This is a genomic window from Streptomyces sp. NPDC001381 (assembly GCF_042895685.1).
In the GTDB taxonomy this organism is placed as follows: domain Bacteria; phylum Actinomycetota; class Actinomycetes; order Streptomycetales; family Streptomycetaceae; genus Streptomyces.
In genome coordinates this window covers 160,178-172,554 of record NZ_JBIAWO010000013.1, presented here as the reverse complement: position 1 = coordinate 172,554, position 12,377 = coordinate 160,178, and the positions used below count along the sequence as shown (strand labels likewise).

General features: G+C 73.7%; 8 protein-coding genes. 6 read left to right on the top strand and 2 right to left on the bottom strand.

What is annotated here, in order from left to right; all coding sequences use genetic code 11:
* From ACFY2L_RS35435 to ACFY2L_RS35410, 6 genes are all read left to right on the top strand, one after another.
* On the top strand, window positions 1-5,307 hold a 5,307-nt coding region (locus tag ACFY2L_RS35435), incomplete at its 5' end, for a type I polyketide synthase (RefSeq protein ID WP_390824388.1).
* On the top strand, window positions 5,304-6,554 hold the full coding sequence (locus ACFY2L_RS35430) for an activator-dependent family glycosyltransferase (protein ID WP_390662631.1): 1,251 nt from the start codon (window positions 5,304-5,306) through the stop codon (window positions 6,552-6,554). The genes ACFY2L_RS35435 and ACFY2L_RS35430, both read left to right, overlap by 4 nt.
* A gap of 67 nt (window positions 6,555-6,621) precedes the next feature.
* On the top strand, window positions 6,622-6,816 hold the full coding sequence (locus ACFY2L_RS35425) for a ferredoxin (RefSeq protein ID WP_327313022.1): 195 nt from the start codon (window positions 6,622-6,624) through the stop codon (window positions 6,814-6,816).
* Window positions 6,817-6,860: 44 nt separating this feature from the next.
* Window positions 6,861-7,928, top strand: coding sequence for a glucose-1-phosphate thymidylyltransferase (locus ACFY2L_RS35420; protein WP_390662632.1), 1,068 nt, complete (start codon window positions 6,861-6,863; stop codon window positions 7,926-7,928).
* A complete protein-coding gene (rfbB, locus tag ACFY2L_RS35415) occupies window positions 7,925-8,938 on the top strand; it encodes a dTDP-glucose 4,6-dehydratase (protein ID WP_390824387.1) in 1,014 nt (337 codons plus the stop codon). The genes ACFY2L_RS35420 and rfbB overlap by 4 nt, the downstream gene beginning before the upstream one ends.
* Complete coding sequence (locus tag ACFY2L_RS35410; protein WP_390824386.1) at window positions 8,935-10,140, top strand: NAD(P)/FAD-dependent oxidoreductase; 1,206 nt, start codon at window positions 8,935-8,937, stop codon at window positions 10,138-10,140. The genes rfbB and ACFY2L_RS35410 overlap by 4 nt, the downstream gene beginning before the upstream one ends.
* A 106-nt stretch (window positions 10,141-10,246) precedes the next feature.
* On the opposite strand, the gene ACFY2L_RS35405 is transcribed toward ACFY2L_RS35410, so the two are convergent.
* Window positions 10,247-11,233 (bottom strand): aldo/keto reductase, encoded by a 987-nt coding sequence (locus tag ACFY2L_RS35405; RefSeq protein ID WP_390662635.1) that lies wholly within the window; start codon window positions 11,231-11,233, stop codon window positions 10,247-10,249.
* Window positions 11,234-11,313: 80 nt separating this feature from the next.
* A complete protein-coding gene (locus ACFY2L_RS35400) occupies window positions 11,314-12,087 on the bottom strand; it encodes a VC0807 family protein (RefSeq protein WP_390824385.1) in 774 nt (257 codons plus the stop codon).
* Between the last annotated feature and the right edge of the window lie 290 nt (window positions 12,088-12,377).

Sequence of the window (12,377 nt, the reverse complement as noted above, 5' to 3'; positions counted from 1 at the left end):
GCGCTGGCGGGTGCCGGTCTGCGGCCGTCGGATGTGGACGTGGTGGAGGCGCACGGTACGGGTACGGCGCTGGGTGATCCGATCGAGGCGCAGGCACTGCTGGCCACGTATGGTCAGGATCGTGAACGGCCGTTGTGGCTGGGGTCGGTGAAGTCGAACATCGGTCATACGCAGGCCGCCGCGGGTGTGGCGGGTGTGATCAAGATGGTGCTGGCTCTTCGGCACGGTGTGCTGCCGCGGACGTTGCATGTGGACGAGCCGTCGTCGCACGTGGACTGGTCGGCGGGTGCGGTGCACCTGCTCACGGAGCGTGCCGAGTGGCCGGGTGTGGAGGGAAGGCCGCGCCGCGCCGGTGTGTCGTCGTTCGGGCTGAGCGGCACGAACGCGCACGTGGTGCTGGAGGAGCCGCCCGTCACGGCGGAGCCCGAGCCGGTGAGTGCGCCGCTCGGTGGCGGTGTGGTGCCGTGGGTGGTGTCGGGCCGTACGGGCCCGGCGTTGCGGGCCCAGGCCGGGCGGCTGGCGGAGTTCGTGGCGGGTGACGAGGAGCTGGGTGCCGCCGAGGTCGCCGGTGCTCTGGCGCGGTCGCGGTCGCTGTTCGAGCACCGCGCTGTCGTCTGGGGCTCCGGGCGCGCCGAGTTGCTGCGGGGACTGGAGGCGGTCGCGTCCGGCGAGGAAGCGCTGAACGCGACGACGGGCACGGCACGACGAGACGCGCGCACGGCGTTCCTGTTCGCCGGGCAGGGCTCCCAGCGCCTGGGCATGGGCAGGGAGTTGTACGACACCTGTCCCGTCTTCGCCGAGGCCTTCGACGCCGTGGATGCGGAACTCCCCTTCGGTCTCAGGGAGGTGGTGTTCGGCGAGGACGCCGACCTGCTGAACCGGACGGAGTTCACCCAGCCCGCCCTCTTCGCCCTCGAAGTGGCACTGTTCCGCCTGCTGGAGTCCTGGGGCCTGCGCCCGGACGTCCTCGCCGGTCACTCCATCGGTGAGATCGCCGCCGCGCATGTGGCCGGAGTCTGGTCGCTGGCGGACGCGTGCCGTCTGGTGGTGGCGCGGGGCAGGCTGATGCAGGCCCTGCCCGCGGGCGGTGCGATGGTGGCGCTCCAGGCCACCGAGGACGAGGTCCTGCCGTTCCTCGGTGACGAGGCGGGCGTCGCGGCGGTCAACGGACCCCAGGCGGTGGTGATCTCGGGTGCGGCGGAGGCCGTCGAGGAGATCGCGGGCCGTTTCCGCGCCCAGGACCGCAAGGTCACGGCGCTCCGGGTGAGCCACGCCTTCCACTCGCCGCTGATGGAGCCGATGCTGGCCGACTTCCGCAAGGTCGCGGAGAGCCTGACCTACGAGCGGCCGAAACTGCCCCTGGTCTCGACGGTGACGGGCAAGGCGGCCACGGCCGATGAGCTGATGTCGGCGGACCACTGGGTCAGTCATGTGCGTCGGCCGGTGCGTTTCGCGGACGCCGTCCGCGCGTTCTCCGAGCAGGGCGTGGGCCGTTGTGTCGAGCTCGGCCCGGACGGCACCCTCACCGCTCTCGCCCAGGCTTCTCTCGACGACGCCGGGGCCACGGTGCTCGTGCCGGTGCTGCGCAAGGACCGGCCCGAGGCCCCCTCGCTCCTCGCCGCCCTCGCCACCGTGTCCACCGACGGAGCTCACGTCGACTGGTCGAGTCAACTTCCGCTCACAGCACCGGTGGTGCTTCCGACCTACGCCTTTCAGCGGCGCCGCTACTGGCTGGACGCCGCCGGCCACACCGGTGATGTCACCGCCGCCGGGCTGGAGCGCGCCGGGCACCCGCTGCTGTCGGCCGCCGTCAGGGTCGCCGACACCGGCGGGCTCGTCCTCAGCGGGCGGCTGTCGGCCCGCACCCCCACATGGCTCGCCGACCACGGTGTGCTGGGCCGTACCATCCTGCCCGCCACCGCCTACCTCGAACTGGCCGTGCACGCCGGTGACCAGGTCGGTCTCGGCCAGGTCGCCGAGCTGACCCTGGAGACCCCGCTGGTGCTGCCCGAACGCGGCGCCGTACAGCTCCAACTCGCCCTCGGCGGGGAGGACTCGGACGGCCGACGCCCGTTCAGCGTGCACTCCAGGGCCGCCGACGCGACCGGCGACCAGCCGTGGACCCGTCACGCTCAGGGCCTGCTCGCCGGGGACCCCGGGCCGGTGCCGCAGGACGCCGGTTCCTGGCCGCCGCCGGACGCCGTCCCGGTCCTACCGGACCCGGCGGGGGAGACCGACTGGTACGAGCCGTTCGCCGCCGCAGGCTTCGACTACGGGCCGGCGTTCCAGGGGCTCGGCCGCGTGTGGCGGCGAGGCCAGGAGCTGTTCGCCGAGGTGGCGCTGCCGGAGTCCCACCGGGCCGAAGCGGCTCGCTACGGGCTGCACCCGGCCCTGCTCGACGCAGCCGTGCAGACCCTGCTCGTCAGGGCGCTGGACGCCCCCGGCGACGAAGAGGCCGGGGCGACCCTGCCGTTCACCTGGAGCGGCTTCTCCCTCCACGCGACCGGCGCGAGCGCGCTGCGCGTCCGGCTGGCGCCCACCGGCCGCCCGGACGAGTACACGGTCACCGTCGCCGACCCCGACGGCCGGCCGGTGGCCACGGCGGACGGACTGCTGCTGCGCAGGATCGCCGCCGGTCAGCTCCAGGACGCCGCCGAGGGCGCGCCGCCTCCCCCCGGACCGCTCCAGGTGCGGCGCTGGCGGTACGCCGACCCGCAGCCCGCCGCCCCGGCCCCCGAGACCGTGCGCTGGGCGCTGCTCGGGCAGGGCGACGGCGGTCTCGCCGAGACACTGGACGCGGCCGGCGTGCACCTGGAGTGCTACGCCGACCTCGCCTCGCTCGCGGCCGCCGTCGACACCGGCACCGCCGCGCCCAAGGTCGTCCTCACCGCCTGCACCGCCGCCGGGCCCGCCCCCGAGGCCACGCGCGCACTGCTGGCCAAGGCCGTCGGCCTCGTCCGGCAGTGGGTCGGCGACGACCGGTTCGCCGACTCCCGTCTGGTCCTGGTCACCCGCGGAGCCCTCGCCACCACCGAGGCGGAGGACGTCGGCGACCTCGCCGCCGCCGCGCTGTGGGGGCTCGTCCGGTCCGCCCAGCTGGAGCACCCCGACCGGGTGCGGCTGCTCGACCTCGTGACGCCCACCGCGGCGGACGGCGACGGCTCACCCGGCACCGTCGCGGCCGCGATCGCCGCCGCCCTCCCGGAGTCGGCCGTACGGGACGGCGCACTGCTGGTGCCCCACCTCACCGCACCGGCTCCGGCTCCCGACGACGACACCGCGCCCGTGGCCCCCTTCGCGTCCGCGGGCACGGTCCTCGTCACCGGTGCCACCGGAGCCCTCGGCACCCTGGTGGCACGGCACCTGGTCACCGCGCACGGAGCGCGCCGGCTGCTGCTGGCGTCCCGGCGCGGCGCGGACGCCCCGGGCGCCGACGCCCTGCTCGCCGAACTGGCCGCGCACGGCGCCGAGGCCACCCTCGTCGCCTGCGACGCCGCCGACCCCGACCGGCTCGAGGAGTTGCTGGACCGTGTACCCGACGAGCACCCGCTGACCGCCGTCGTGCACGTCGCCGGTGTCGTCGAGGACGCGACCCTGACCTCGCTGACCGACGCTCAGACCGACGCGGTCCTGCGGCCCAAGGCCGACGCGGCCTGGCATCTGCACCGGTTGACGCAGGGCCGGGACCTGTCCGCGTTCGTGGTGTTCTCCTCGGCGGCGGGCACCTTCGGCGCCGCGGGACAGGGCGCCTACGCCGCGGCCAACGCCTTCCTCGACGGACTCGCCCTGCACCGGCGGGCGCACGGACTGCCCGCCACCTCGATCGCCTGGGGACTGTGGGCGGCCGAGAGCGGCATGACCGCGGGGCTCGGCGCCGCCGACCGGGAACGGATGGCCAGGACCGGCATGCTGCCGCTGACCGCCGAAGCCGGCCTCGCCCTCTTCGACGCCGCCGTCACCGCTCCCGACGCGGCCGTGGTCGCCGTCGCCGGGCAGTCCCCGGCCACCGCGTCCCGTGGCGCCGTGCGCCGCACGGCGGCCTCGGGAGCGCCGGCCGACGGCGGACGGTCGTTGTCCGCACGGCTCGCGGGCCTCTCCGGCCCGGAGCGGCTCGCCGTGCTGCTGGACACGGTCCGCGACCAGGTCGCCGCCGTCCTCGGGCACGACTCGACGGAGGAGGTGCTGCCCGACCGGCACTTCGCGGAACTCGGCTTCGACTCGCTGACCGCCGTCGAACTGCGCAACCGGCTCGGGTCCCTGACCGGCTTCCGGCTGCCCGCGACCCTCGTCTTCGATCTCGACACCCCGCACGCGCTCGCCGCCGAACTGGCCGGACGGTTCGCGGGCGCGGCCTTCGCCGGGCCGGACGACCCGGCCGCGGCCCCGCCCGGCGACGAGACGGGCCGGCACACCGCCCGCCCGGAGGACACCGTGGGCGCGCTGTTCCGCACCGCATGCGAACAGGGCCGTATCGACGACGGCTTCGCGTTGCTGCAGGCGGTCGCCGAACTGCGGCCGGTGTTCGCGTCACCCTCCGACCTGACCGGACCGGCCGCAGGGCTGCGGCTGGCCGCCGGCGACGACGGCCCCGCGCTCATCTGCTTCAGCTCGTACGTGGCGCTGGCCGGCGTCCACCAGTACGCGCGGTTCGCCTCCGCGTTCCGCGGCCGGCAGGACGTGTGGGCGCTCCCCACACCCGGCTTCGGGCGCGGCGAGCCGCTGCCCGCCACACTCGACGCGGTGGCCGAGACACAGGCCGAGTGGGTGCTGCGGTGCGCGGACGGCCGGCCGTTCGTGCTGACCGGGTCGTCGTCCGGCGGCATCCTGGCCCTCGCCGCCGCCCGCCGTCTGGAACGGTCGGGGCACCCGCCGCTGGGCGTGGCCCTGCTCGACACCTACATGCCGCGCGCCGACTCGCCGTTCACCCGGTTCTCGGCCGAGATGCTGGGCGGGATGTTCGACCGGGAGTCGATGTTCGCCCACATGGACACCGACCGGCTGTCGGCCATGAGCTGGTACATCCGGATGATCGGCGAGTGGGACCCGGGCGACCTGTCCGCGCCCGTACTGCTGGTGCGGCCCGGCGAGCCGCCCGTCACCGCCGCCGGACAGGCGCCGCTCGCGCCGGGGGAGTGGCAGAGCTCCTGGGACGGCGCGGACAGCGTCGTGGAGGTCCCCGGCAACCACTTCACGATGATGGAGTCCCACGCCGCCACCACGGCGGGCGCCCTCGCCGACTGGATCGCCACGGCACTGCCATCGCACACCGCGGGCCGCGCACCGGCCCGACCGACCGAGGGAGCATGATGCGGGTCCTGTTCGTCAGCCTGTCCGAGAAATCCCATGTCTATCTGATGGTGCCGCTGGCGTGGGCGCTCAGCGCGGCCGGCCACGACGTCCGGGTGGCCAGCTATCCCCTGGCGGTCGAGACCATCACCCGCGCCGGGCTCACCGCCGTGCCCGTCGGCACCGACCACGGCGTCCACCGGGACATGTCCGCCTACCGGGAGTCGCAGGACTACGCGACCGCGAACTGGAGCCGCTGCGAACGCGACCAGGTCGACTGGGCGGAACTGAAGGAGCGCTTCGCGCTGAGCGTCCCGTACGCGTTCGCACCCTACAACGACCCCATGATCGACGACCTGGCCGCGTTCGCCCAGGGCTGGCGGCCCGACCTGGTGATCCGCGACCCGCTGGCGTACGCCGGAGCCCTCGCCGCCCGGATCAGCGGAGCCGCCCACGCCCGCCTGATGTGGTGCTCCGACGTGTGGGGCCGTACCCGGCAGACGTACCTGGAGCTGATGCGGGAGCAGCCCGAGGCGGAACGGGCCGACCCGCTCGCCGACTGGATGGCCGCGAGGTCGGAGCCCTTCGGGTTCTCCTGCGACGAGGAACTGCTGCACGGCCAGGCCACCATCACCACCCTGCCCCCGTCCCTGTCGATCCCGTCCGCGTCCCCCGACCTGCCCATGCGGTACGTCCCGTACAACGGCCCCGCGGTGGTGTGGGACTGGCTGCGGGAGGCGCCCAAGCGGCCTCGGGTCTGCCTCAGCCTCGGCACCTCCAACACCGAGGACTACGGCGGCGACTACGTCTCCATACCGCGGATCCTCGAGGCCCTCGCCGACGAGGACGTCGAGGTGGTGGCCGCCCTGCTGCCCGCCCAGCTGGAGGAGCTCGGCACCCTTCCCGACAACGCGCGGGCCGTCCACTCGGTCGCCCTGAGCACGCTCCTGCCGAGCTGCTCGGCCCTCATCCACCACGGCGGCTACGGCACCTTCGCCACCGCCATGGTCGCCGGAGTGCCCCAGATGATGCTCTCCACCCTGATCGCCGACCACGAGCAGCGCGGCGGGGCGCTCGAGCGCGTGGGAGCGGGCATCCACCTGCGCCACGGCGACGCCACCGTGGAGAAGGTCCGCGACGGGGTGCGGCGGCTCGTCGGCGAGCCCGAGGCCCGGGAGGCGGCCCGGCGGCTGCGCGCCGAGTCCGAGGCGATGCCGCGCCCGCACGACCTGGTGGCCGATCTGGAGCGCCTGGCGGAAGTGCGCTGAACACCTCGCCGGCGGCCCCTGCCGCCGCACTGAAAACCATCCCGACCACAGGAACAGGAACAACACCGTGAAGATCAACGTGGACCGCGAGCGCTGTGTCGGAGCCGGTCAATGCGTGCTGGCCGCCGCCGCCGTCTTCGAGCAGAACCGTGAGGACGGCCTGGTGGAACTGCTCCAGCCCGAACCGTCGCAGGACCTGCACGCCGCCGTGACCGAGGCGGAGCTGATCTGCCCCTCGGGCGCGATCGAGCTGCAGTCCTGACGGCCACCCCCTCACCCACGACACCAGTCAGACGGGATGGAACCGTGAAGGCTCTCGTGCTCTCGGGCGGTGCGGGCACCCGGCTGCGGCCGATCACCCACACCTCCGCCAAGCAGTTGGTGCCGGTCGCCAACAAGCCCATCCTCTTCTACGGCCTGGAGGCGATCGCGGACGCCGGGATCACCGAGGTCGCCATCGTCGTCGGCGACACCGAGAACGAGATCCGGCAGGCCGTCGGCGACGGCTCCGGCTTCGGACTCGACGTCACCTACCTGCGGCAGGAAGCCCCGCTGGGCCTGTCCCACGCCGTGCTCATCGCCCGGGACTTCCTCGGCGACGACGACTTCGTGATGTTCCTCGGCGACAACTTCGTCTTCGGCGGCATCACCGACTCCGTGGACGAGTTCCGCAAGGAGCGCCCGGACGCCCAGCTCCTGCTCACCCGGGTGCCCGACCCGTCCGCCTTCGGCGTCGCCGAACTCGACGACGCCGGGCGCCTGGTGCGCCTGGAGGAGAAACCGGAGCAGCCCCGCAGCGACCTCGCGCTGGTCGGCGTGTACCTCTTCGGCCCCGCCATCCACGAGGCGGTGCGCGCCATCCCGCCCTCCCCGCGCGGCGAGCTGGAGATCACCGACGCCATCCAGTGGCTGCTGGAACGGGACCACGACGTGCGCACCACCGTGATCACCGGCTACTGGAAGGACACCGGAAACGCCGCCGACATCCTCGACGTCAACCGCAGACTGCTGGACCTGCTGGAGTACCGCGTCGACGGGGACGTCGACGAGACCAGCGAGATCGTCGGCCGGGTGCGCATCGACGCCGGTGCCGTCGTCCGCGGCTCCCGCATCGTGGGACCCGCGATCATCGGCCCCGGCACCGTCGTGGAGAACTCCTACATCGGCCCGTCGACATCCATCGCCGAGGACTGCGTCATCCGCGACAGCGAGATCGAGTTCTCGATCATCCTGCGGGAGTCCCGGTTCGACAGCATCCGCCGGGTGGAGGGCTCCCTGGTCGGGCGCAACGTACGGGTCTCCCTGGGCCCGCGCGTGCCCGCCACCCACCGTCTGGTGATAGGCGACCACGGGCGGGTGCAGATCTCCTCATGACCCCTGCGCACCCCACCCCGCCCGCCACCCGCATCCTGGTGACCGGCGGCGCCGGCTTCATCGGCTCCCACCACGTCCGCACCCTGCTCGGACCCGGCGGTCCGGCCGGCGTCACCGTCACCGTCCTGGACAAGCTCACCTACGCCGGCAACCCGGCCAACCTGGACCCGGTGCACGACCACCCCGCGTTCTCCTTCGTCAAGGGCGACATCTGCGACCCGGAACTCGTCGACGACCTCATGGCCCGCCACGACCAGGTGGTGCACTTCGCCGCCGAGTCCCACGTGGACCGCTCGATCCTCAGCCCCGCCGAGTTCGTCCGCACCAACGTCCTGGGCACCCAGACCCTGCTCGACGCGGCCCTGCGCCACGGCATCTCCCCCTTCGTGCACGTCTCCACCGACGAGGTGTACGGCTCCATCGACACCGGAGCCTGGACGGAGCGGAGCCCGCTGCTGCCCAACTCCCCCTACTCCGCCTCCAAGGCATCCTCCGACCTGCTGGCCCTGGCCCATCACCGCACCCACGGCCTGGACGTGCGGGTGACCCGGTGCTCCAACAACTACGGCCACCACCAGTACCCGGAGAAGGTGATCCCGCTGTTCGTCACCCACCTCCTCGACGGCCACAAGGTGCCGCTGTACGGAGACGGCGGCAACGTACGCGACTGGCTGCACATCGACGACCATGTGCAGGGCATCGAACTGGTCCGCACCGGCGGCCGCCCCGGCGAGGTCTACAACATCGGCGGCGGGACCGAGCTGACCAACCGGCGCCTGACCGACCTCCTCCTCGACGCGTGCGGCGCCGGACCCGACCGCGTCGAGTACGTCACGGACCGCAAGGGCCACGACCGCCGCTACTGCGTCGACTGGTCCAAGATCCGCGACGAACTCGGCTACCGGCCGCGCAAGGACTTCGCCGCCGGCCTGGCCGAGACCGTCGCCTGGTACCGGGAGAACCGGGCCTGGTGGGAGCCGCTGAAGCAGAGTGCGGGGGGCACCCGTTGACCGGCCTGGACGCGATCGTCGTCGTCGGCGCGGGCGCCGCCGGCGCCACCACCGCCGAGACCCTCAGACGCCAGGGCTACGAGGGCCGCCTCACCGTCGTCGGCGCCGAACCCCATCCGCCGTACGACCGGCCGCCCCTGTCCAAGCAGATCCTCTCCGGCCGGTGGGAGCCGGACCGCATCCGCCTGCGCGGACCCGAGGCCTACGACCGCGCCGGCATCGACCTGCGCCTGGGCACCGCCGCCACCCGGCTGGACCGGGCCGGCCGCGCGGTCGAACTCGCCGACGGCAGCCGCCTGCACGCCGACGCCGTCGTCCTCGCGACCGGCGTACGGCCCAGGACCCTGCCCGGCGCCGACGCCCTCACCGGCGTCCACGTCCTGCGCACCCTCGACGACGCCCTCGCCCTGCGGGAGGCCCTCGGCGAAGGACGCCGGCTGGTGGTGGCCGGGGCCGGTCTGCTCGGCACGGAGGCGGCCGTCGCCGCCCGCGGCCTGGGCGCCGACGTCACGCTGGTCGGCACCGAACCCGTACCCCTGCTCGACCTGCTCGGGCCGCAGGCGGCCGGACTGGTCGCGGCCGTCCACCGCGATCTCGGGCTGAGATTCCGGCGGGGGCGGGTGACCGAGGTGCTGGGCACGGCCGGCACGGCCACCGGCGTCCTGCTGGCCGACGGCACCCGCCTGCCGGCGGACGTGGTGCTGGTCGCGGCGGGCTCGCTCACCGACACCGCGTGGCTGGCGGGCAGCGGGGTCCCCACCGGGGACGGCGTCCTCTGCGACGGCCTGGGCGCGGCCGGACCCGGCGTGTGGGCCGCGGGCGACATCGCCAACCGGCCCGACGCCCGCACAGGACGGCGCAGGCGGTGGGAGCACCGTACACAGGCCACCGAACAGGCGGTCGCCGTCGCCCGCAACCTGCTCGCCGGCAGCGGCGCCCGGCCCGGGTCACCGCTGCCGTACTTCTGGACCGATCAGCACGACCTGAAGATCCAGGTGTTCGGGGAGACGGCCGGGACCGACCGGTGCCACATCGTCGAAGGCAGCCCCGCCGAACGGAAGTTCACCGCCGTCTACTGCGTCGGGGACCACGTCCGCGGCGCGGTCGCCGTCAACCTGCCGCGCTCCGTCCAGCAACTGCGGCCCCTGGTGGAGAGCCAGGCCCGCTGGACGGGCCTGCCCGCAACGGCCCCGGCGGGCTGACGGCCCGGGCGGTGACCCGCCCTCGGGCCCCGCGACGCACCACGGCCCGGCCCCTCGATGCTGTCGAGGGGCCGGGCCGTGGTGCGTCGCGAGCAGGCCGGGCCGGTCAGGAGAGCCACGCGTCGGGGGCCGGGCCGCCGTGACCGATGGGCGGGAAGAGCTCCTCGAGCCGCGCCACGAAGGGCTCCGGCAGCGGGGAACGCAGCGCGGCGAGGGCACTCGTGACGTGTTGCTCCGTCCGCGGACCGATGACCGCGGCCGTCACCCCGGGGCGCGCCAGCGTCCAGGCGAGTCCCGCCTCCGCGGGATCGAGACCGTGCTCGGCGCAGAGCTTCTCGTAGGCCTCGATGGTGTCGCGGTACCGGTCGAGGGCGTCCGCGGCCCGGCCCTGCGCCGACTTCACGGCGTCGTTCGCCCGCAGCTTGCGCAGGACACCGCTGAGCAGACCGCCGTGCAGCGGGGACCACACCAGCACGCCCAGGCCGTACGCCCGCGCCGCGGGGATGACCTCCAGCTCGGCGTGCCGGGTCACGAGGTTGTAGACGCACTGCTCGGACACCAGGCCGAGGGTGTTCCGCCGCCCGGCCGCCTCCTGGGCGGACGCGATGTCCCAGCCCGCGAAGTTGGACGAGCCGACATAGCGCACCTTGCCCTGGGCGACCAGGAGGTCCATCGCCTGCCACACCTCGTCCCAGCCCACGGACCGGTCGATGTGGTGCATCTGGTAGAGGTCGATCCAGTCCGTGCCGAGCCGCCTCAGCGACGCCTCGCAGGCGGCGACGATGTTGCGCGCGGACAGTCCGTGGGCGTTGAGGCCGTCACCCATCGGGTCGCCGACCTTGGTGGCGACGACCACCTCGTCACGCCGGGAGGGGCTCTTGGCCAGCCATCTGCCGATGACCTCCTCCGTGTGGCCCTTGTACACGCGCCAGCCGTAGGTGTTGGCCGTGTCGACGAAGTTGATGCCCTCGGCAAGGGCGTGATCCATCAGACGGTGCGCCTCGGGCTCCTCCACCCGGCCACCGAAGTTCACGGTGCCGAGGGCCAGTCTGCTGACGCGCAGACCGGTCCGGCCCAGCTGAGTGTGCAACACGTGGACATCCTCGTGACAGTGGGTGGAAGGCGGCACCACACGGCATCACGCCGCCGTGGGCCGCCGGCAGGGGAGTCGGGTCAGCGGTCCTTGCGGCCGGAACCGGTGTCCTGGCCGCCGGCCCTGGGGGTGCCGGGCTGCGGCGACAGAATGGGCCACAGGCCGGCGCGTGCGTGGTAGACGTTGACGATCACCAGCATCAGCAGTGTGAAGACGCCGTACTGGGCGCCGTTGAGCGCGGGCACCACATGCACCGGCAGCGTGTACGCCATCAGCGTCCGGATCCCGGAGTCCACCAGCAGTCCGACGCCCCAGATCACCGTGGTGACCCGCCAGATCCGCCGGAAGTCGGGCTCCTCGTCCCACAGTTCGTCCCAGTCCCGGCCCCCCGAGGCGCGCCGCTCCAGCAGTCTGCGGGAGAAACCGAACGCGAGCGGGCGCCTGCCGCGCAGCGACACCAGGAAGCCGAGCCCGGCCACGGCCGTCAGCCAGCCGTCACGCACCAGCAGCAGCCGCGCGCTCCCCCCGGCCAGCGACACGACGATGCTGAGCACCAGCATCGTCGTCACGAACACGCCGAGCACATCCACGCGTCGCGTCCTGGCGAAGCGCACCAGCGTCGCCGCCCCGGGCACCACGGCACCGGCGGTCAGCGCGAGCACATCGCTCACCCCCGCCGCCGTCAGCCCGTAGTACAGGCCGATCGGGACACCGAGGTCGACCAGGACCGTCAGCAGCAGGGGAGGACCGGAACCGGTGCGGGACGAGCCGTGGGCGGCGTCCGCGCCGCCGGCCGGCCCGGAGGCGGCGCTGTTCGGGGAGTGTTCCGGAAGGGTGCTTCCGCCGCTGGTCATAAGTTCTCCGTCCGATGGGGGCGGTACGGAACGCGTACCGGGCCGCCCTCATGCCGAGGCCGTCCGGCACACGCACAGCGTACGGGCGGCCCCGGTCAGGGGCCCGCCGCCGGCGACCGCATCGCGTCAACACTTTGGAATTCCCTAGAACTCGGCGGCACTTCGCGGCCCCCCGCCTCCTCGGTGCTAGCGTCGGGCGCCAGGTCCACCCGGGCATATGTCCCTTTTCGCCGCGGCCGCAGGAATCCGATCCGCGCACCGTCGCCCCGGCGCCCCGAGCCCTGTCAGCC